This is a genomic window from Pelodictyon luteolum DSM 273 (assembly GCF_000012485.1).
GTDB classification, from domain to species: Bacteria; Bacteroidota; Chlorobiia; order Chlorobiales; family Chlorobiaceae; genus Chlorobium; species Chlorobium luteolum.
Window position 1 is genome coordinate 53,208 of record NC_007512.1, and the last position, 19,460, is coordinate 72,667.

Annotated in this window: 19 protein-coding genes; 8 read left to right on the forward strand and 11 right to left on the reverse strand. The window is 59.2% G+C overall.

Features of this window, described 5'->3' with window-relative positions; genetic code table 11:
• Window positions 1-4 precede the first annotated feature (4 nt).
• From cobA to PLUT_RS00265, 4 genes are all read left to right on the forward strand, one after another.
• Complete coding sequence (cobA, locus tag PLUT_RS00250; protein ID WP_041463954.1) at window positions 5-1,372, forward strand: uroporphyrinogen-III C-methyltransferase; 1,368 nt, start codon at window positions 5-7, stop codon at window positions 1,370-1,372.
• A gap of 37 nt (window positions 1,373-1,409) precedes the next feature.
• The gene (locus tag PLUT_RS00255; RefSeq protein WP_041463703.1) at window positions 1,410-1,625 is read left to right on the forward strand and encodes a hypothetical protein; all 216 of its coding nucleotides are present in this window, start codon (window positions 1,410-1,412) and stop codon (window positions 1,623-1,625) included.
• Between the two features lie 133 nt (window positions 1,626-1,758).
• The gene (locus PLUT_RS00260; protein ID WP_041463704.1) at window positions 1,759-2,460 is read left to right on the forward strand and encodes a uridine kinase family protein; all 702 of its coding nucleotides are present in this window, start codon (window positions 1,759-1,761) and stop codon (window positions 2,458-2,460) included.
• Complete coding sequence (locus PLUT_RS00265) at window positions 2,447-3,742, forward strand: MFS transporter (protein WP_011356819.1); 1,296 nt, start codon at window positions 2,447-2,449, stop codon at window positions 3,740-3,742. Before PLUT_RS00260 ends, PLUT_RS00265 begins: the two co-directional genes overlap by 14 nt.
• A 43-nt stretch (window positions 3,743-3,785) precedes the next feature.
• Here the strand turns inward: PLUT_RS00265 and PLUT_RS00270 are convergent, their stop codons facing one another.
• The 4 genes from PLUT_RS00270 to PLUT_RS00285 are packed head-to-tail and all read right to left on the reverse strand — an operon-like array spanning window position 3,786 to window position 8,225.
• The gene (locus PLUT_RS00270; protein ID WP_011356820.1) at window positions 3,786-5,405 is read right to left on the reverse strand and encodes a DHA2 family efflux MFS transporter permease subunit; all 1,620 of its coding nucleotides are present in this window, start codon (window positions 5,403-5,405) and stop codon (window positions 3,786-3,788) included.
• A 12-nt stretch (window positions 5,406-5,417) separates the two neighbouring features.
• Entirely contained in the window at window positions 5,418-6,416 is a 999-nt protein-coding gene (locus PLUT_RS00275; RefSeq protein ID WP_011356821.1) for an HlyD family secretion protein, read from the reverse strand.
• A 7-nt stretch (window positions 6,417-6,423) separates the two neighbouring features.
• A complete protein-coding gene (locus PLUT_RS00280; protein ID WP_011356822.1) occupies window positions 6,424-6,897 on the reverse strand; it encodes a universal stress protein in 474 nt (157 codons plus the stop codon).
• Complete coding sequence (locus PLUT_RS00285; RefSeq protein ID WP_041463705.1) at window positions 6,894-8,225, reverse strand: TolC family protein; 1,332 nt, start codon at window positions 8,223-8,225, stop codon at window positions 6,894-6,896. The genes PLUT_RS00280 and PLUT_RS00285 overlap by 4 nt, the downstream gene beginning before the upstream one ends.
• 210 nt (window positions 8,226-8,435) lie before the next feature.
• Between PLUT_RS00285 and PLUT_RS00290 the strand changes: the two genes are divergently transcribed.
• Both PLUT_RS00290 and PLUT_RS00295 read left to right on the forward strand, forming a co-directional pair.
• Window positions 8,436-10,535, forward strand: coding sequence for a sigma-54-dependent Fis family transcriptional regulator (locus PLUT_RS00290; protein WP_011356824.1), 2,100 nt, complete (start codon window positions 8,436-8,438; stop codon window positions 10,533-10,535).
• 118 nt (window positions 10,536-10,653) lie between these two features.
• Entirely contained in the window at window positions 10,654-11,448 is a 795-nt protein-coding gene (locus PLUT_RS00295) for a DUF4412 domain-containing protein (protein WP_041463957.1), read from the forward strand.
• A gap of 3 nt (window positions 11,449-11,451) precedes the next feature.
• Here PLUT_RS00295 and PLUT_RS00300 read toward each other — a convergent pair whose 3' ends face one another.
• Window positions 11,452-12,336, reverse strand: a complete 885-nt coding sequence (locus PLUT_RS00300) for an SDR family oxidoreductase (RefSeq protein WP_011356826.1) — start codon at window positions 12,334-12,336, stop codon at window positions 11,452-11,454.
• A 60-nt stretch (window positions 12,337-12,396) separates the two neighbouring features.
• Between PLUT_RS00300 and PLUT_RS00305 the strand changes: the two genes are divergently transcribed.
• Entirely contained in the window at window positions 12,397-12,945 is a 549-nt protein-coding gene (locus PLUT_RS00305) for a hypothetical protein (RefSeq protein WP_011356827.1), read from the forward strand.
• A gap of 18 nt (window positions 12,946-12,963) precedes the next feature.
• Here the strand turns inward: PLUT_RS00305 and PLUT_RS00310 are convergent, their stop codons facing one another.
• Entirely contained in the window at window positions 12,964-13,401 is a 438-nt protein-coding gene (locus tag PLUT_RS00310) for an arsenate reductase ArsC (protein ID WP_011356828.1), read from the reverse strand.
• A 336-nt stretch (window positions 13,402-13,737) separates the two neighbouring features.
• Here PLUT_RS00310 and PLUT_RS00315 point away from each other — a divergent pair, with 336 nt between their 5' ends.
• Window positions 13,738-14,205, forward strand: coding sequence for a COG4315 family predicted lipoprotein (locus tag PLUT_RS00315; protein ID WP_011356829.1), 468 nt, complete (start codon window positions 13,738-13,740; stop codon window positions 14,203-14,205).
• A gap of 22 nt (window positions 14,206-14,227) precedes the next feature.
• On the opposite strand, the gene PLUT_RS00320 is transcribed toward PLUT_RS00315, so the two are convergent.
• From PLUT_RS00320 to PLUT_RS00340, 5 genes are read right to left on the reverse strand one after another with little or no spacing between them, the layout of a single operon-like run.
• The gene (locus tag PLUT_RS00320; protein WP_011356830.1) at window positions 14,228-15,421 is read right to left on the reverse strand and encodes a PLP-dependent aminotransferase family protein; all 1,194 of its coding nucleotides are present in this window, start codon (window positions 15,419-15,421) and stop codon (window positions 14,228-14,230) included.
• Window positions 15,422-15,439: 18 nt separating this feature from the next.
• Complete coding sequence (locus PLUT_RS00325; protein WP_011356831.1) at window positions 15,440-15,868, reverse strand: ACT domain-containing protein; 429 nt, start codon at window positions 15,866-15,868, stop codon at window positions 15,440-15,442.
• A gap of 16 nt (window positions 15,869-15,884) precedes the next feature.
• Complete coding sequence (locus PLUT_RS00330; protein ID WP_011356832.1) at window positions 15,885-17,183, reverse strand: phenylacetate--CoA ligase family protein; 1,299 nt, start codon at window positions 17,181-17,183, stop codon at window positions 15,885-15,887.
• Window positions 17,180-17,797, reverse strand: a complete 618-nt coding sequence (locus PLUT_RS00335; RefSeq protein ID WP_011356833.1) for an indolepyruvate oxidoreductase subunit beta — start codon at window positions 17,795-17,797, stop codon at window positions 17,180-17,182. Before PLUT_RS00335 ends, PLUT_RS00330 begins: the two co-directional genes overlap by 4 nt.
• Entirely contained in the window at window positions 17,794-19,392 is a 1,599-nt protein-coding gene (locus tag PLUT_RS00340) for a thiamine pyrophosphate-dependent enzyme (protein ID WP_011356834.1), read from the reverse strand. Before PLUT_RS00340 ends, PLUT_RS00335 begins: the two co-directional genes overlap by 4 nt.
• Between the last annotated feature and the right edge of the window lie 68 nt (window positions 19,393-19,460).

The following is a 19,460-nucleotide window of genomic DNA, read 5'->3' on the forward strand; positions in this document are numbered from 1 at the left end:
CGATATGAAAAAGAAAGACCAGCAGACGAAGGGATATGTCTACATCATCGGCGCCGGTCCCGGCGACCCCGATCTCCTCACCCTCAAGGCCGAACGCGCACTCCAGGCGTCCGACGTGATCCTCTATGACGATCTGGTCACGAGCGCACTCGTCGATCGGTTCGAGGGGCTGAAGATCTATACCGGCAAGCGCAAGGACAGCCACCACTTCGAGCAGGACGCCATCAACGAGGAGATTGTCCGCCACGCTCTGCGCGGCAAGACCGTCGCCCGTCTTAAGGGAGGCGATCCGTTTGTTTTCGGGCGCGGGGGCGAGGAGATCGACGTTCTCCGCCAGCACCGCATCGACTATGAGATCATCCCCGGCATCACGGCCGCGCACGGGGCGAGTTCCTACAGCGAAATCCCGCTCACCATGCGGAAGGTATCCTCGTCGGTCGCGTTCTGTACCGGCCATCCCATCAACAAGATCCAGGCGCCAGATGCCGACACGCTGGTCTACTACATGGTGGCATCGTCCGTTCATGCAGTGCTCGAGGCCGTTCTGAAAAAAGGGCGAAGCGAGTCAACGAAGGTGGCCATCGTCCAGAACGCCACCCGATACAACCAGCAGGTCTTTACTGGTACCATCGGTGAGTTCCTGCGGCGCGACAGGGTTGCATATTCTCCTGCCCTGCTCATCATCGGTGAGAACATCAACCACTTCATAGAGGAAAACTGGTACTCACGCAAGAAGAAGGTGCTTACGGTCGGCGGCGAGCCCGCCCAATTCAGCAGTCGGGAATATGTGCGGGTCAACTTCCCCTGCCGGAGGGAAGAGGCTGCCGAGCGCAGCGTGCTCGAGGAGTGTTTCCATGGCATCGGCGACTGGCCGGTCGTGTTCTTCCCGAACCGCTTTGCCGTCAAGTATTTCTTCGGCTACCTGATGGAGTTCGGTCGCGACGTACGTCACCTTGCGGGCGCCCGCATCTGCACCCTCGGCCGTCCGGCGGCCACGGAGCTTCAGAAGTACGGAGTCCTCAGCGACCTCGTACTTGAGCCCGAAAGCCCGTCGGCCATCGCCGGCATGCTGAGGGACGGGGGTATCTGCAACGATCGGGTGCTTCTTCCCGGCTCGAACCTCGTTGACAGCTACCTCGTCAACGCCCTTGAGGAAGAGGGCAATACGGTCACTCCGCTGTCGGTCTACCTGCACGGCAAGCATGAGCAGGAGGAGAGCATCGACCTGGACTTCATCGATGAAATCTGGTTTTCCTCGCCCTCATGCGTGAAAAACTTCAGCGCCCTCTACCGGAGCATCCCGGAGAACATCACGGTGACGACGGCTGACGTGGAAACCGCAGCGGAATACGCCCGCCTGTTTGGCAGCTGAACCTGTACACCAAAACAGAACAAAGGATCCCTTCCCGATGGCACCTGAACACGCTTCAGCACTCTTTTACCGATGCAGCCTCAACCGTTCTGAGGAAGCGGGTAGGGAGCCTGCCGCGGGCCGCGAGGGTGAGCCTTCGGTCCCCGACTCCTGCATCGGTGATGGATGCCGCTCCTGCGATACGGCCGGCAGGGAGCGGGGGCAGGGCTTTGTGGATGAGTGCGGCCGGGGGACAGAGGCCGAAGCGTATTAGCCGCCCCCGGCATGCGTTTTCCAGCTAAAACGCGTATATTCTCCCTGTCAGCGGGGCGCACCGTGCCCTTTCCTATCAAGCTGCAGGGGAAGTGACCTCCTCCGCATTCTCTTCGAACACAACGTTTTGCACTATGCTGGGTGATGTCCTCCTTATACGCGAACATCATGTCGCGGCCGCCGAAGTCATTGCAAGGCGGGTCCTTGCCGATATCCAGAAGCTCCGCCATGAACATCCCGGGCACAAGTACATCGTGGCCATTTCAGGAGAGTCCGGCAGCGGCAAGAGCGAGCTCTCGCATGCCCTCGCACAGGACCTCAAGAAGGCCGGAGAGCAGCCCAAAATCCTCCATACCGACAACTATTACCGGGTGGCGCCTTCCGAGCGTCTCGCCCTCCGCATTGCCGATAATTTCAAGCATGTCGGAGTCGGCGAGTACGACTGGGATCTCCTGAAAAGCAACATCGGGGACTTCCGCTCCGGACGCATGTCGCTCATGCCCTGCATCGACATCGTCAGCGGCCAGCTCGACCGGCTCATCACCGACTTCAGCAAGGTTGACGTGCTCGTCGTTGACGGTCTCTACGCCCTCGGCATCAAGGATGCCGACCTCTGCGTCTATATTGACCTTACCTGGCGTGAAACCCGCAAGAACCAGGCCCTTCGCGGCAAGGAGAGCGACGACCTGTACCGTCTCAGGGTCCTTGAAAAAGAGCATGAAGATGTGCTCGCCTTCCGGTACCGTGCCGATCTCATCATTGATCACGACTACCTTGTGCATGAAGCCCCGGATCCCGACGACGCTGCGGCAGAGGGTGACTATGCAGGGTTCTAACGATCCCCTTCGGACCGATGGGGCGCGCTCCATCAAAGCATCCCTTCTCTCGGCGTTCCCCGCCTTTCAGAGCCCGAACTTCCGCAGATACTTTCCCGGCCAGGTGGTCTCCATGGTCGGTACGTGGATCCAGATGGTCGCCCAGGGCTGGCTGGTGCTTGAACTTACCGGTTCAGCTTTCGACGTGGGTCTTGCTGCTGCTGCCTCGACTCTTCCAACGCTCTTTTTATCCCTTATCGGCGGCGTCATCGTCGATCGCTACCCGCGCCGTACAATCCTGTTCTGGACCCAGTCCTCGGCGATGGTGCTTGCGTTCATTCTCGGCATCTTCGCCCTCACCGGCACCGTCACGATGCCCATCATCCTCCTGCTCTCCTTTCTTCTCGGCTGCGTCAACGCCATCAACGTGCCAGCACTCCAGTCGTTCCTCAGCGAAATGGTCGAGCGGGAGCATCTCTCCTCGGCCATTGCGCTCAACTCCGCCATCTATAACGGCTCGAGGGTCATCGGCCCGGCCATAGCGGGGGTGCTCATCGCTGCGGCCGGAACCGGCACGGCCTTCATGCTCAACGGATTCAGCTTCTTTGCCGTACTGCTTTCTCTCTTCATGATCAAAGCCGGCCAGCGCAATCCCTCCGGAACAGAACCCGTTCACCCCGTTCGTGCCATCACGGACGGACTTCGCTACTCATGGCGCCATCCACTCATCCGGACCATCGTCATCTTCATTGCCATCATCTCCATTTTCGGCTGGTCGTATGTCACCATGCTGCCGGTTGTGGCAAAGCGTTCATTCAATATGGACGCCACCGGTCTCGGCTACCTATACGGTGTCTCCGGCATAGGATCCGTCATCGGCACCGTACTCATCTCCATGTACTCCGGTCGGGTGGATCGACTGGTGTTTATCGCAGGGGGAACCATCCTCTTCGCACTCTCCCTCATAGGATTTACCTATACGCTGTGGCTCCCCCTCGCGTTGTTCTTCCTCTTTCTCTGCGGATTCGGCCTTGTGGCCGCCGTGGCCACAATGAGCGCTACCATTCAGGGCACGGTAGAGGACCGGTACCGCGGAAGGGTTATGAGCCTCTATATGATGGTTTTCATGGGGTTCATGCCGATAGGCAACCTCCAGGTGGGGTGGCTCTCGGAGCAGTTTGGTACCGGTCCTGCCATCCGGTTCGGATGTCTTGTAACGCTCTTTGCCGCAGTTGTCATAATCTTCTACAGTCGTCGCGTCCGCAGTGATTACCAGCGCTACAGGGAAGAGTTGAAGTTGTGAGGGTTCTGGATGTTTGCCCTGTTTGCCGGACCCTTCTGCATTTTCAGTGAGCTTCCGGGGCATGTCCCTGGTCACCCTTTTTCTCCCTGATGAAGAGCAGGAGGGGTAGACTGCAGAGGAACAAAACGGCTATCAGCATGAAGGCATCCATGTAGGCAAGGTGGTAGCTCTGGGCCATCACGGTGCCCTCAAGCGCACGGTTGGCAAGGTTCTCGGCATCGGCAGGGGAGAGAGCTGCCCGTGCTCCGGCTGCCTGTTTAATGGCCTCCAGGCGTTCAAGCGCAGCGGAATCATACGCTGACATGTGGCCTGCGAGTTCCACCCGGTGTGCGGCGACCCGCTGTGCCACATAGGTGTTGGTAATGGCGATGCCGAATGACCCTCCGAGCTGGCGGACCATGTTGTTCAGTCCGGTCGCCTGTCCGATGTCGCGCCCGTGCAGGCCGGTGACGGCGAGCATGGTGACTGGAATGAAGATGAATCCGAGCGCCAGGCCGCGCAGCAACAGCACAGCGAAAAAGTTCTCCGCTCCCGATTGCAGGGTCTGTTGTCCAAGTTCCCAGGAGAACACCATGAAGGCCGCCATGCCGAAAGCCATCATCAGTTTCGCAGATGCGCCTTTCTGCAGGGCAATGCCGAGCGGGAGCGATATGGCGCCTGTCAGCATGGCGCTTGGGAACAGCACGAGCCCTGTCAGCACCGCGGTGAACCCGAGCAGGCGCTGCACGAACACCGGAAAGACGAACAGCGAGCCGTAGAGGCCGTAGCCTACAATGAAGGTGAGTACGGCGGCGATTGCGAGGTTCTTGCTGCGTGATAGCACACTGAGGTCGACTGCCGGGTGCTCAGTATGCAGCTCCCACCAGACGAATGCCACGAGCGAGGTGAGGGCGATGAGGGTGAACCAGGTGATGTATGGGGTATCGAACCAGTCCTTCGACTGGCCGCGTTCAAGAATGAACTGCAGCGAACCGATGCCGGCGGCGAGCAGCCCGATGCCGGTCCAGTCGATCTTCTGTACCTTGTGGCGGACCTTCGGTTCCCGGATGAATGTGAATGCCGACCATGCGGCAAGAAGGCCTACCGGGATGTTGACGAAAAAGCACCATTCCCAGCTGAAGTAGTCCACGAGGTAGCCTCCGAGCAGCGGGCCGATGGTGGGGCCGAGTACGAGGCCCATGGAGAAGATGCCGGTCGCCGCGCCCCGTTCCTCTGGTCGGAAGGTTTCATAGAGGATCGCCTGGGAGGTCGGCAGGAGGGCACCGCCGCCGATGCCCTGCAGGAAGCGGAAAAAGACCAGCGTCCAGATGTTGTCGGCGAGGCCGCAGAGCAGCGAAGCCAGAGTGAAGAGCAGGATGGATCCGATGAAATAGGCTCTCCGGCCGAGCAGATTGCCAAGGAACCCCGAGAGCGGGATGACGATCACGTTGGCGATGGCGTAGCTCGTCACCACCCATGAGACATCCTCGATGCTTGCGCCGAGGTTGCCGCTGATATGGTTGATTGCCACATTGACGATGGTGGTGTCGATCAATTCCAGCATGGCCGCCACAATCACCGTCAAGGTGATGATGGTACGGCGTACGCCGGTTTCATAGGCATGCGCCTCTGAGCCGTTCGCGACGGAGGGCATGCTGGACGGGTGTGCTGCTGCGCTTTTCATCTGCCGGGTCCTTTAGTCTACCCGTACGTCGACCACCACATTCATCCCTGTCGAAAGGTGGCGCTCGGGTTTCCGGTCGAAGACGATCTTCACCGGTACCCGCTGAGCCACCTTCACAAAGTTGCCGCTGGCGTTATCGGGCGGAAGAAGGGAAAACTTCGCGCCTGTTCCTGCTGAAATGGATTCAATCGTTCCCTCATACTCTTCGTCCGGGAATGCGTCTACCCTGATCAACACGTTCTGTCCAGGGCGGATCTTTTCCATCTGGGTTTCCTTGAAGTTTGCCACAACCCACAGCCGGCCGCTTCCGACCAGCGCGATGAGCTGCTGGCCCGGCTGCACGAACTGCCCCGCATGGACATTCTTTCTGGAGATATGCCCGTTGGCGGGCGCCTTGATGGAGGTGTAGGAAAGCTGGAGCTCGGCGTTTCTGAGTTCCGCCTGGCGGAGCTCAACCTGAGCGAGGGTCGACCGGTACCGGCTTTCTGCTTCTTCATGCCCTGCCGATGCTCCCAGCGCAGCTGCGTTCACGCCGTCAAGCTCAGCCTTTGAAATCACGTCCTGCCGGTGAAGATTCCGGCTCCTCATGAGGTCGGCCTGAAGTTTCATTTCGTTGGCAGAAGCAGCCGAAATCGACGCTCTTGCCCCTGCTGCCGCCGCCTCCGCATTTTTCAGGACGGCCCTGGCTTCGTCGCGGCGGACCACGAAGTCGAGAGAGTCGAGCGCGATGAGCCTCTCACCCTTTTTGACCAGCCGGTTGTCCTCGGCTGTGACCTCAAGCACCTTGCCCGGCACCCTTGATATCACCGGATAGATGTCACCCTCTATCTGTGCATTGTCGGTCTCTTCGTACAGTAATGAATGGTGGATCATCTGTCCTGCCCAGATAAGGCCTATGGATGCAAGTACCCCGAGGACTGCCATTTTGACGAGACTGACGGGGCCCTTTTTTCCTGATCCTGCTTTCGGCGCTTCCGGTGCAGCCTGCTGCTGCCGTTCTGGTGTTTCCATGTTGGGTTCAGGCGTTGGCTGTTTGTGATAGAAACTCCCGGAACTCGCTGCCTGCCATGGGTTCAGCCGCGATTTCCGGCATCCTTAGTATCGATACGGGGCAGTGCGCCTGGCGGAGGACTGTTTCAGCAGTGCTTCCGACAAGGAGCCTGGGCATGCGGTTCCTCCCGTGCGAACCCATCAGGATGAGCCCCGCTCCGTGCTTCCGTGCAAAGTCGACGATGACGTCGGCAGGGGTGCCGTATTCAACGGCGAATCGCACTTCCCAGCCCGAGCCCGCAAGGAGCTCGGAATATGCGGAGAACTGCATAAGGTGCTTTCTCAGAAGCGTCTCGCGGTCAGTTCCGTTGTCTTCGGCCACGTGCAGGATGAAGAGCTTTCCTTGTTCGGGATGCTGTCCTGCAAGGTACTGCAGGGTATTGTCTGAATCAGCGGAAAAATCCACTGGGCAGAGAACGGTGCTGTTACAGTGTCGATTCATTTGGCTTGGATTGATGGTTCCTGCATCAAAGGCATTCCTGAAGCCTTTCTGAATGCATACGTGTTCATGACAAAAGCGTAGCGCGCCTGAAGGTTGCCGAGTTCGGCCCCGGCGAGCGAGGCTTCCGTGTCGAGCAGATCGAGCGTTGTCGCCAGTCCGTTCATGTGGCGGATTCTGGCGTTTTCAGCCGCAAGCCGGGCCTGCTCGACCTGCAGCGCCGTGGTGGTGATCTTTTCGCGGCTGGTTTTCAGTGCCCTCGAAGTCTGGCGTACCTCGGCACGGACCCGCTGCTCTGCTTCAATCCGGTCCTGTTCGGCGGCCCGCTGCATGGCCAGCGCTTCACGCCGTCCCGCCGCAGTTCTGAAGCCTGTGAAGAGCGGCAGCTCGAGCTGCAGGCCCGCGGTGGTGCTTGTCCGCATGGTACCGAGATCCGGATCGGAATCGGGGAGCCAGCCGTTGCTGCTGCCCCAGGAGACGCTGCCGGTTATTTTCGGAAGGCCCTGTCTGCCTGCCAGCGATTTTTTCTCTCTGGCGGCACGGGCATGTTCCGTTGCCAGCTTTACTTCCAGTCTGTTCTGGAGCGCCTCGCTTTCGGGTGCCGGGGCCAGGCTCGGTTCCTCTGCCATGCTGAACGATCCCTTGAGTTCAAGTGGCTCGCCATCGGCAATGGCTGCCAAGCGGCGGAGAGAGATCTCCTGGTTGGCCAGTTCTGTTTCAAGGTCGAGTTTCCGGTTTTTTGCCGAGGCCAGGCGTACCTCGGTGCTGAGGAGGTCGAAGCGGGTTGCAACGCCTTCGCGGTAGCGCTTCATGGTGACGTCGAGGTTCTTTTCAAGTGCCGTGATCTCTTTCTCCTGTACCCCGATGGCCTCCCGAAGGAAGAGCATGTCGTAAAAAATCTGGATGGTCGCCCAGGAGAGATCCCGCTGGGTCAGGGCCAGCCGGTAGCCGGCTGCATTGCGGCCCGAAGTTGCGATCGTAACGCTCTTGGCGGTCCTGCCGAAATCAAAGAGCATCATCGAGGCGGAGATGCGGGCATCGTAGCTGTCGTTCGGCATGAACTGCATGCCGTCGAATTGCGAGACTCTGTCGTGGTAGCCGTAGGTCGCCGTTGCGGCGATCTCGGGAAACCATCCGCTCCGTTTGGCCTCTACCCCCGCGTCTGCTGCATTCACCCCTTCCCGGGCGCTCCGCAATGCGGGGCTGGTTTCATCCATCCGGGAGAGCGCAGCGTCCAGTGTCAGCTCCATGGCCCGTGCCCCGGTGCTGAGCGGCAATCCCGCGGTGGTGGCGGCAAGGAGGATGAGGGCTGAAGCGAAGGTCCTGTTCATGGTCGGTGGTGTTTTTTGTTGTAATGCAGTATATCCTGTGCAATTTCTATGCCAAGGCGGCATTTGGTAGAAATGTGTCATAAGACATTGCTTTTAAATGGCTTGTGTTTATGGTTCGCCTGCTCTGGATTTGGATAATTCCTGAAAATTCAGAATATTCTGGAAAGAGTGTTCCGGACTTTTCAGAATTATGGGATTTTCCTCCACCGTATGAGTGCTGAAATCCATCAGGAATCCCTCCGGCTGATGCAGTACATCAGCGACGCCGTGGGTACGCTCCGCGATCCGCGTGAGCTCTTCCATACTCTTACAGACAAACTCCGCCTGATCTTCGAGTTCGACTCGGCAGTCATCATCACCCTCGACAAGGACCGCCGCCATGTCAGCGTCTTTTTTGAGATGCTTCGTTTTGAGCTTCCCGAAGGGGTGACACGGGAAAAACGACTGATTGCGGGTTCGTGGTTCGAGCCGTTTCTGGCCGATCCGGCTGTCACCGTATTCAGTATCGAGCGTGAGCTTCAGGCGCATGGTGACGAAGCCTTTCCGGTCCTGAAGATCCTCCATGGCCTCGGTATGCGCCAGATTGTGCTCTCGCCGCTGCGCAGCGGAGGCAGAGTGATCGGATTCCTGAACTTCGTCTCCCGCGAGGAGAACGTCTGGAGCGCTGCCGATCGGGAACTGCTTGCCGGAGTATCCTCTCCCATCGCCATGGCGGTCAGTAATGCCATGGCCTACGAAGAGCTGCGCGAGAGGGAGGCTCAGACGGCGATGCAGCTGGCGGTAAACAACGCCCTCATGACCATCCGCGACCGGAGGAAAATGCTGCTTGCCGTCTGTGAGCAGATCAACAAGCTCGTTCCTGCGGCCTTTCTCGGCATCAGGGTCTTCGGCGATGACGGCCGGGCGCGCCTGTTCGACAACTTCATGAAGGATGAGCATCACCGGTTCATGCCCGTGTCGGTCGAAGAGCGCCTTGAGCTCGTTGAGCCGGAGGTGGCGGTGCGGGAAAGCCTTGAGCTCATAGGCCGCCCCGGCGTTTACTCAGGGGGAGTCTTCAGCCGCCTTGCCGAAGAGTACAGCCTTGTTGCCGAAGTGCGCGACAAATACCGGATCAGTACCCTCATCAGCGCACCGCTCTGGGATCTGCCAGGCAGCCGTGCGGGGGTCATCATCTCCGGCAGCGAAAGCCCATTCGGCGAGGAGGATCTGGCGACCGTGGGGCTCATTTTACCCCAGCTCTCACTAGCCCTGCAGAACTGGCTCGCGTTCGAGGAGATCGACAAGCTTCGCCGCAAACTCGAAGGCGAGCGCACTTACCTCGTCGAAGAGATCAGCGCCGCACACAACTTTGAGGAGATCATCGGCCAGAGCCCGGCGCTTGCAGCCGTGCAGCGCCGGGTAAGCCAGGTTGCGCCGACCGACGCAACCGTGCTGATCGAAGGAGAGACCGGTACAGGCAAGGAGCTCTTTGCCCGCGCCATTCATACTCTCTCTCCCCGCCGCAACAGCGTGCTGGTGAAGGTCAACTGCGCGGCCCTTCCCGCCACCCTCATCGAGTCCGAGCTCTTCGGTCATGAAAAAGGCAGCTTCACCGGAGCCGGCGCTCGCCGTATCGGCAAGTTCGAACTTGCTGACGGTGGCACCATTTTCCTTGATGAGATCGGAGAGCTCTCCCTTGAACTGCAGGCAAAGATGCTGCGGGTTCTTCAGGAGCGCGAACTCGAGCGGATCGGCGGAACAAGGGTCATTCCTGTCGACGTCCGTGTCATAGCCGCGACCAACCGCGACCTGCAGCGGGAGGTCGACGAGGGCCGGTTCCGCGAAGATCTCTTTTTCCGCCTGAATGCATTTCCCATTGCGCTCCCGCCGCTCCGGGAGCGGCACGGCGATATTCCGATGCTTGTCATGCACTTCGCTTCGAAATTCGCACGCGAGTTCGGCCGCCCTGCACGAGCCATCCGGGAGAACGACATGCACGACCTCGGTGGCCGGAGATGGAAAGGTAACATCCGCGAACTTGCCCATGTCGTCGAGCAGGCCGTCATCGTCAGCGAAGGCTCCACCCTTGATTTCTCCGCCGTGCTCAGCCAGCCGGTCGGCATCTCCCCCTCCGCCTCCGGGGAGATGCCGACCATGGAGGGGTTCGAGGAAGAGGTGCGCAGGATGCAGCGACAGCTCATCCTCGAAGCCCTCAAGAGTTCCAACGGGCGGGTCAGCGGCAGAGGCGGGGCAGCAGAACGCCTCGATATGCACCCGAAAACCCTCTACACCCGCATTGAAAAACTCGGTATACAGAAACACCACGTCTGAGACTCGAACAGTAGTGACGTGGCTGATGATTTGCTTACATTTGAACAGATGACGCCGTTGCAGTGCTTTCCCCCATGACCAAGGCAGCGATTTTTAGGGAACAATAATGCACACCGCCATGAAACAAGCCGTCCGCCTGCTCGTGTTCTCCCTTTTTTTCATTCTCCTCTTTTCTGCCTGCAAAGGCCAGAACTCCCCGGATGAGACTGTTCTGTACTCCGGTTCCGCTCAGCCGTTTGAGGGAGTGCTGACCATGAAGACGGTTATTGCCGGCGCCGGGACCACGACCACCAGTATCATGGTCGGCCATGAGGGGATCCGCACCGAAAGCACCGCCAGCCTTGCCGGGCTCTCCGGCCGTGTGCCGGTGACCGTCCTGTTCCGGGCCCGAGAGGCCGGAAGCATCTATCTGCTCAATGATGCAGCGAAGACCTATATGGTGTTCAATGCTGAATCGGGCTCCCCGGCCGGGGATGCCGATCCGCTCAGCGATGCCGTGGTGGCGAACCTCGGAGAGGAGATGGTGAACGGGTACCGTTGCACCCATGTGCGCATTGCTGAAAAAGATGGTTCGGGAGTCGTCGAGCTGTGGCTGAACCACGATCTGCTCGATTATGTGGCATGGACCCGCATGCAGGCCACCAATCGAAACACTGCTTCGCTGATTGCCGAAAAGCTCAGGAGGGTTGGGCTCGACGGGTTTCCCGTCCGGACCCTCCACCGTCCTTCCGGGGTGGTGACCGATCTTGTAAAGCTCGAGCGGATGAAGCCCGATCCTTCACTCTTCAGCGTGCCGGCAGGGTACAGGAAGGCGGAGATGCCCTCCGTTGAGCCGAAGATGCTGTCCGATGAGAGCCTCGACAAGCTGAAGGGAGCTGCTGAAAAGCTCCACCGGCAGCTGCAGGGACGCTGATCATCAACCCTGCTTCGCGACGAGTTCCCGGTAGAAATCCTTCAGGTGACGGGTTCCCGCAGCGGGAGCGACATTGTCGATTGTATTGACGGTGAGTGCGAAGGCAAGGACGTTTGCGATGGATTTATTGACAAAGCCTGCCATAAACAGCGCTGCCTCACCGATCCACACGGGGAGGTGGGTTGTCCAGGGTTTTTTGCCAAGGGCCTCAAAGGCCATGTCGACAGTTTCCTGAAACGTGTAGGTATCTGGTCCGCCGACCGGAACCTCCTCTTCTGTTCCTTCCGCCGCATTAACGCAGACCGTTGCCAGGTCGGCGCCGTGGATGGGATTGATGCGGTTCGTGCCATCGCCGAGGAGGAACATGTGGCCGCTCCGGACCATCGAGAAGAACATGCCCATGTCGGAAAAAAAGCCGGTGGGACGGATGACTGCATATGGCATGCCGGAGGCCTTGAGATCCCGTACAAAGCGTTCGTGGGCCTCGACGACTTCAACATCCGCCATGAGCTCTGCATTGAACACCGAGACATAGACGAACTTCCTGACTCCGCATTCCTCTGCGTCCCGCAGCAGGGCGAGGTTCCCAAGGTGGTCAACCGCTTCATTCGTTACATTGTCCTGCGGTTTGGTAAGCCCCATGCATGAGAAGACGATATCCACTCCCCGGCAGACGTCCTTCAGGGAGGCGGGATCGGTGGCATCCCCCTGCACCAGCTCGTCGGCAATGCCTGCTATGGCAGGTTCGAGATTAGGCCCCGGGGCCCGGAGGCTGTCGGGGTTGCGCACAAGGGCCCTTACCCGGTAACCCCGTTCAGAAAATTCTTTGACAGCGTACCTTCCGAGGTATCCGGATGCTCCTGCCACGAGAACGGTTTTCTGCTGCATGGGTGGTTGTGGTTCGGGTTGTTATCTTTGTCGTATGGATTTTCATCAGTATAAGAAGTAATGCAAACCCGTCAAACCCTGCCGTTCATGTTGCAACTCTCTTCGGGAGGAATGAAATGGCTCAAGGGCATCCACCTCATCGCCGTGGCCTGTTGGATAGGCGGCGCGGTGTCGCTGCTCTCGATGTACTTCCTGAAAGATGGCGTGAGCGATGGCGGCGTTCTCTACGGCATCAACCGGAGCATCCACCATGTGGATATGTCGATCGTGGTCGTGCCGGGAGCCATCGGCTGCCTCCTGACGGGGCTTGTCTACTCAATGTTCACCAGGTGGGGCTTTTTCAGGCACCCGTGGCTGGTGTTCAAGTGGGTTGTGACGGTTGGAGCCATCCTGTTCGGAACCTTTTTCCTCGGGCCGTGGGAAACCGCCATGATGGAGATTTCAGGGCGGCTCGGAACCGGTTCGTTCCGGGACGCCGGCTACCAATACAATCAGATGATGAACCTTGTTTTCGGCACTTTGCAGGTAGTCGTGCTTGTCGTAACGGTCTTCGTTTCCATCTTCAAGCCGTGGAAACTGAAAAAAGGAATTGCTTCAGCTTCTGCCTGAACCGTTCACTGGTTTTGTTCAGGCTTTTTCAATCCAGTCGGCCAGGTTCGTCTGCAGTTCGTCGCGCACCCGGCGGAATGCTTCGAGCCGTTCTTCTTCGCCCCCTTCTGTTGCGGCGGGATCCTCCATCGGCCAGTAGATGCGGTTTTCCTGTATGGCCATGCCCGGCCAGATCCGCGGACAGGTAGCATTGGCCTTGCTGCAGACGATGAAGAGGTAATGGATGAAGGTCTTGCCGAGGTAGGTCGCTATGTCTTTCGGGTACTGGCCGCTGATGTCAATACCGATTTCCTGCATGGCTTTGAGGGCAAGAGGATGAACGGCATCAGCGGGTTGGGTGCCGGCACTGAGGACCTCGAAACGGTCTCCTGCCATGTTGCGCAGCAGCCCTTCGGCCATCTGGCTGCGGGCGGTGTTTTCGGTGCAGAGGATGAGAACGGTCTTTTTCTTGTCCATGGTCGTCGGTAGGTCGGTTGCAGGGAAAATCGAACAAACAAAGATACCGTTCCCGTTCAATACTATCTGCTGGTCTTGCAAGGATGTAACAATTGCTTCAGGCTCTGGATTCGAGCTGGTGTAGTTTTTGCGGCTTTGGCGGAGAGCTATGTGCGTACAATCAAGAACAGCCGACGATCTGCAACTTTTTGAACGGCGTCGCTGGTTCCCGGACTATATCGGTTCTTTTCCGGTTATGTCTCCCCCCACCTGAATGATTGGCCCCTTGTGTTTTTCTCGAATGCAGTGCCGGTGATGTTGGTCATGTCAACGAAGAAACCATGGAGGAGATGAGCTATGAAGAAGATGGGATTGGTGATTGCTGCAGTCGTGATGATGCTTTTTTTCTGGAAAAGCGGCATGGCGGCCGAGCCGGACGTAAGAGTGATGCAGAAAGCGGGGGTCGGCAGCTATCTTGCGGACGCTGAGGGAATGACATTGTACTGGTACAAAAACGATTCCAAAGGAAGGAGTACCTGTACGGGTGCATGCCTTGATATGTGGCCGGCTTTTTATACCGGCGCGGTCCTGAGTGCGGCTCCGTCGATGAAGCAGGATGATTTCGGCACCATTCGGCGGCCTGAGGGAAAAATGCAGAATACCTTCCGTGGCATGCCGCTCTATTACTATTCAATGGACCGCAAGGTGGGGGATACGATGGGTCACAAGATGAACAATCTCTGGTTTGTGATTGACCCTCTGAAGTTCGTGGCCCCGGAGAAACAGTTCTACGGCAAATCGAAGCCTTCAGTGGGGAAAGAATAGGGTTTGCTGATCTCCCGTTTTCTTACCTGCAGCAGTCGCGGATGGCTTTGGCGATGAGGGGAATTCCCCGCTCGATTTCTTCAGGGCTGTTGTTGCAGTAAGAGAGCCGCATGGCGTTCATGCGCGTACCTTCCGGGTCGAAGGTGCTGCCGGTGACGAAGACGGCTCCTGCTTCAATGGCTTTTTTGAGGACATCCGCGGCATTGATTTCTTCGGGCAGGGTGAGCCAGATGTAGAACCCGCCACGCGGTTCGCTCCACCCTACATAGTCCGGCAGGTGCTGACGAAGTGCTGCAGTCATAAGGGCGGCGCGCTCTAGGTATGCTTTCCGTACCGTTTCAACGTAACCGCCCATCATGCCGGAGCGGATGGCGGCATCTGCGATGACCTGGGTGAAACTCGGCGAGCAGGCGTCGGCAGACTGCTTCAGGAGTTCGCATTTTTCATAGATCGGTTCGGGGGCGAGAAGCCAGCCGAGGCGAAGGCCGGGCCCGAGGATCTTGGAAAAAGAACCGGTGTAGCAGACATCGACTCCGTCAGGATTGATGGCTTTTATGGGCATTAGGCGCGCCCGGTCCTCTTCATGGAACCACAGGTCGCCGTATGCGTCATCTTCAATGAGGGGAATTGCCGTTCCCTGCAGGAGTTTGATGAGTTCCAGTTTACGCTTTTCACTGTAGAGGATGCCTGCCGGGTTGTGGAAGTAGGGGGTGGCGTAGAGGAATTTCGGGGCCGGTGTCCTCTGTGTTTCCTCCCTCAGGGTTCTGATATCAATGCCCTCAGAGTCCAGCGGGATGCTCCGGACATCGGCCCCGGCGGCTCGGAACGCGGCAATGGCCCCGATGAAACAGGGATACTCGGTAAGCACCCGGTCTCCGGGGTCGATGAAGGCTTTCGCGAGGAGGTTGAGCGCCTGCTGGGAACCGGTGGTGATGAGGAGCCGGTTGCTTTTGACCGGCAGACCTTTCTCTTCCAGCCAGCCTGTGAGGGATTCCTGCAGCATTGGGAGCCCCTCTGTGGGGCCGTACTGGAATGCAGCGCGTTTGGTTTTGTCGTCCAGCTGCATGAAGAGTTCTTCAACCTCCTTGACCGGGAACAGGTCATTTGCGGGCATGCCCCCGGCGAACGAGATGATGTCGGGTCGCGAGGCCAGGCTCATGAGATCCCGTATCGCCGAAGAACGCAGAGCGGAGACGCTTTTTGAGAAGGTTGCCATGCTGTCTTGTTCCTTTTTTCAGAGCTGGTATATATCACCGGCTTGAACAAGTTCGAGCCGGTGCTGGCTGAGCACCCGGATGGCGGCCTGCGGCACGGCGGTTCGGATAACCACCGTCGCCCGGCCTTCGGCCGAGGAGAATGCGTACATGTAGTCAATGGCCACGTCATTTTCCGAGAGAATGCCGAGCGCATGGTGGAGGCTGCCGGGTTTGTCGGGGACGATGAGGCAGATGACGTCGGTGACCTTGACGGCGAACCCTTTCTGACGGAGCACGTTTTCTGCGAGCTCGGGTTTGCCGACAATCATGCGCAGGATGCCGAAGTCGGTGGAGTCGGCAATGCTGAACGCCGAGATGTTGATGCCGTTTTCGGCCAGAACTCCGGTGAGTTCGGTAAGCCGGCCTGTTCGGTTTTCAAGAAAGACCGAGAGTTGACGGATGATCATGGTCCCCTTCCTCCTGTTAGCGTTTCCTGTTATCTATGACCCGTTTTGCCTTGCCCATACTGCGCTCTATGGTGCCCGGCTCGACAAGGCGCACGGTGGAGCTGATGCCGAGCATGCTGCCGATTGCGGACTGTATTTTTTTTCTGAGACCCTCCAGTTCCTTGACCTCGTCGGAGAAGAACGATTCCTCGACCTCCACCTGGATTTCGAGGGAGTCGAGGTTGTGCATACGGTCGATGGTGAGCAGGTAATGGGGTCTGGTCTCGCTCATTTCAAGCAGCACCGCTTCCACCTGGGAGGGGAAGACGTTGACGCCGCGGATGATGAGCATGTCGTCGGTGCGGCCGACACATTTTTCCATGCGGACGAGGGTTCTGCCGCACTCGCATCGCTCGGCGTGCAGGCGCGTGAGGTCGCGCGTGCGGTAGCGGATGAGCGGCATGGCCTCCTTTGTCGCGGGTGTGAAGACCAGCTCGCCGAGCTCGCCGTATGGCAGCACCTCGCCGGTGTCGGGGTTGATGATTTCGGGGATGAAGTGGTCTTCGAAGATGTGCATGCCTGTCTGGCACCGGCACTCCATCGAAACGCCGGGGCCGATGATTTCGCTGAGACCATAGATGTCGTAAGCCTTGATGCCGAGCAGTCGTTCGATTTCGGTGCGCATTCCTTCAGTCCAGGGCTCTGCACCGAAGATGCCGGCCTTCAGCTTGATGTGTTCTTTTTGGATCTTCTCTTCGATGATGGCTTCTCCGAGGAAGGCTGCGTAGGAAGGGGTGCAGGCAAGCACGGTGGAGCCGAAGTCCTCCATCAGCTGGAGCTGTTTTTTCGTGTTGCCGCCAGAGATCGGAATGACCGAGGCTCCGAGGGTCTCGGCGCCGTAGTGGAGGCCGAGGCCCCCGGTGAAGAGTCCGTAGTCGTAGGCGACCTGGATGATATCGGACCGGGTTACGCCGGCCATGGTGAGCGATCGGGCGACCACTTCGCTCCACATCGCTATGTCGTTCTTGGTGTAGCCGACCACTGTCGGCTTTCCTGTGGTGCCGCTGGAGGCGTGCAGGCGCACGATTCCCTCCTGCGGAACGGTGAAAAGCCCGAACGGGTAATTGTCCCGCAGGTCCTGCTTGGTGGTGAACGGGAGCTTCGGAAGGTCGTCCATGCTCCGTATGTCTCCAGGTTCGATGCCAAGTTCCTGCAGCCGCCGGCGATAGAAGGGTACGGTGTTCCACACCCGCGATACCATTGCTGATAGGCGCTCGCCCTGAATTTTGCGGAGCTCTTCACGCTCCATGCATTCATACTGCCTGTTCCAGATCATGTCATGGCGTTGGTTGGGGGCCCCTCAGGGGAGGCGGCCTGTTGCTGTGATGCTTCGAGCCCTTTACGGAAGGCGCGGGTGTTCATTTCCGCGATGTCGGCGCCTTTCCTTTCGAAGAGTTCGCTGATGCCGGCTTCGAGTCGCTCCGGCGGGATGCCGATGAATGGGGCGGCGGCTCCGAGCACGACCATGTTCGATGCCCGCCGGCTGCCGCATTCCTCTGCGAGCTGCTGGGCGTCGATGAGGATCGGCGCGCCGGTTTCAAGCAGTGAGCGCCGTACCGCCTCTATCCGGGGATAGCCCTCCATGTTGACGACCGGTTCCATTGCGGTGACGAGGCGCCCGGAAGGTGCGAGCCAGGGGCTTTGGCGCAGTGCTTCGAGCGGTTCAACAGAGATGACGAGGTCAGCGGTGCCGCGGGCGATGAGGTCGCTGTGGATTTCGCGGTCGGCTATGCGCAGGTGCGACTCCACGGCCCCGCCCCGCTGGCTCATGCCATGCACTTCCGCCTGGCGGATTTCGAGCCCGCTGTGGAGGGCGGCCAGGTCAATGACGGCCGCAATGCTGAGAATTCCCTGTCCCCCAACGCCGGCAAGGATGATGTTCTTTTTCATGTGTTCCGGTTCCTTTTTGCCGCCCGCTCGACGCACTCCCTTCGGGCAAGGATGACGGAGACCCCCTCGTAGGCGATCTCTTCACTGATCACTGCAATGTTTTCCTGAAGCCGGGGTTTCAGGGGGACGATGGTTCTGAGGTGCAGGGGGTCTACGCCGAGGCCGAGGCAGATGGCTTCAAGACGGCTGCCGGTAGCGGCTGAGTTCTGCCCTCCGGTCATGGCGGTGGTGTCGTTGTCGGTTATGATGATGGTGACCGACGAGCGCCTGTTCACTGCATCGAGCAGGCCCGTCATGCCGGAGTGGGTGAAGGTGGAATCGCCGATGACCGCCACAGCGGGCCGGAGTCCGGCTTCGGCCGCCCCTATCGCCATAGTGACTGATGCGCCCATGTCGACGCATGTATGGATGGCGCTGAAGGGGGCGAGCGCACCGAGGGTATAGCAGCCGATATCGGAAAAGACATGGTCATGCGGGTGTCCGGCCATGACGGTGTTGAGTGCCAGATACAGATCGCGGTGCCCGCATCCCCGGCAGAGTTCGGGCGGTCGAGGTACGACGATTTCGGGGACGGGTGCAGCGGGCGCGGGTTCCAGGCCGAGCGCCCGGGCGATGATGTCTGTATTGAGCTCGCCGGTGCGTGCGAGAGTGCCGTCGAGGCGCCCCAGCACCTGGCCGTTGCCGAAGAATCCCCGAAGCAGCTCCTCAATGACCGGATAGCCCTCCTCGGCTACAAGCACGCTGTCGCACTGGTTGAAGAGTTGCTGTGCGGCCCCGAGTGGAAGGGGGTACTGTCCGGTTTTCAGTACGGGAAAGTCCATATCAAAGGCCTCACGCACCTCCATGACATAGTTGTATGCAATCCCGAACGCGAGCACGCCGGTTGAGGCCGTGCCCTCCACCATGCGGTTCAGCCATGAACATTCGGCCAACTGCTCGATATCGCGCTGCAGGCCGATGAGTCGGGCGTACTGCCTTCTTGCATTCACCGGCATCAGGACGAACCGTTCTGCAGAAGGAAGCGCATCGGCCGCCGGAAGCGTGCGTTCCGGTTCCGGCTCCTTTGGAACTACCCCTGCACGCGAGTGCGCGAGGCGCGTGGTGAGGCGGACCATCACCGGAAGGCTGAGCGATTCGGAGAGCTGGAATGCATGGCGGACGCCGTCGTAGAGCTCCTGCTGGTTTGAGGGTTCGATGACGGGGATCATGGCGAACTTCCCGTACACCCGGCTGTCCTGCTCGTTCTGAGACGAGTGCATGGAGGGGTCGTCGGCGACGGCCAGCACCAGGCCTCCGCCAACGCCGGTGAGAGCGGAGTTGATGAATGCATCGGCGGCGACATTGAGCCCCACGTGCTTCATGCATACCAGCACCCGCTTTCCGGCGTAAGACATGCCGAGCGCCTCTTCGTATGCGGTTTTTTCATTCGTCGACCATGCGGCACGCACCCCGCGGTTTCGGGCAGCGGGAGAGTGCTGGATGAATTCGGTGATTTCGGTCGAAGGGGTTCCCGGGTAGGCATAGACGCCGGATATGCCGGCATCGATGGCACCGAGGGCTGCGGCTTCCGCCCCCAGAAGGAGCTGTCGTTCCATTCGCGGACTTGGTGGTTGTGGTCCCGCTTTGCACCCTGTGCTGAACGGGGGTTCCTGCAAATGAACCA

Excerpts from the sequence above, each read along its gene's own strand:
- cobA (WP_041463954.1), top strand. The coding sequence starts at position 5 with ATGAAAAAGAAAGACCAGCAGACGAAGGGATATGTCTACATCATCGGC.
- PLUT_RS00255 (WP_041463703.1), top strand. The coding sequence starts at position 1,410 with ATGGCACCTGAACACGCTTCAGCACTCTTTTACCGATGCAGCCTCAAC.
- PLUT_RS00260 (WP_041463704.1), top strand. The coding sequence starts at position 1,759 with ATGCTGGGTGATGTCCTCCTTATACGCGAACATCATGTCGCGGCCGCC.
- PLUT_RS00265 (WP_011356819.1), top strand. The coding sequence starts at position 2,447 with ATGCAGGGTTCTAACGATCCCCTTCGGACCGATGGGGCGCGCTCCATC.
- PLUT_RS00270 (WP_011356820.1), bottom strand. The coding sequence starts at position 5,405 with ATGAAAAGCGCAGCAGCACACCCGTCCAGCATGCCCTCCGTCGCGAAC.
- PLUT_RS00275 (WP_011356821.1), bottom strand. The coding sequence starts at position 6,416 with ATGGAAACACCAGAACGGCAGCAGCAGGCTGCACCGGAAGCGCCGAAA.
- PLUT_RS00280 (WP_011356822.1), bottom strand. The coding sequence starts at position 6,897 with ATGAATCGACACTGTAACAGCACCGTTCTCTGCCCAGTGGATTTTTCC.
- PLUT_RS00285 (WP_041463705.1), bottom strand. The coding sequence starts at position 8,225 with ATGAACAGGACCTTCGCTTCAGCCCTCATCCTCCTTGCCGCCACCACC.
- PLUT_RS00290 (WP_011356824.1), top strand. The coding sequence starts at position 8,436 with ATGAGTGCTGAAATCCATCAGGAATCCCTCCGGCTGATGCAGTACATC.
- PLUT_RS00295 (WP_041463957.1), top strand. The coding sequence starts at position 10,654 with ATGAAACAAGCCGTCCGCCTGCTCGTGTTCTCCCTTTTTTTCATTCTC.
- PLUT_RS00300 (WP_011356826.1), bottom strand. The coding sequence starts at position 12,336 with ATGCAGCAGAAAACCGTTCTCGTGGCAGGAGCATCCGGATACCTCGGA.
- PLUT_RS00305 (WP_011356827.1), top strand. The coding sequence starts at position 12,397 with ATGCAAACCCGTCAAACCCTGCCGTTCATGTTGCAACTCTCTTCGGGA.
- PLUT_RS00310 (WP_011356828.1), bottom strand. The coding sequence starts at position 13,401 with ATGGACAAGAAAAAGACCGTTCTCATCCTCTGCACCGAAAACACCGCC.
- PLUT_RS00315 (WP_011356829.1), top strand. The coding sequence starts at position 13,738 with ATGAAGAAGATGGGATTGGTGATTGCTGCAGTCGTGATGATGCTTTTT.
- PLUT_RS00320 (WP_011356830.1), bottom strand. The coding sequence starts at position 15,421 with ATGGCAACCTTCTCAAAAAGCGTCTCCGCTCTGCGTTCTTCGGCGATA.
- PLUT_RS00325 (WP_011356831.1), bottom strand. The coding sequence starts at position 15,868 with ATGATCATCCGTCAACTCTCGGTCTTTCTTGAAAACCGAACAGGCCGG.
- PLUT_RS00330 (WP_011356832.1), bottom strand. The coding sequence starts at position 17,183 with ATGATCTGGAACAGGCAGTATGAATGCATGGAGCGTGAAGAGCTCCGC.
- PLUT_RS00335 (WP_011356833.1), bottom strand. The coding sequence starts at position 17,797 with ATGAAAAAGAACATCATCCTTGCCGGCGTTGGGGGACAGGGAATTCTC.
- PLUT_RS00340 (WP_011356834.1), bottom strand. The coding sequence starts at position 19,392 with ATGGAACGACAGCTCCTTCTGGGGGCGGAAGCCGCAGCCCTCGGTGCC.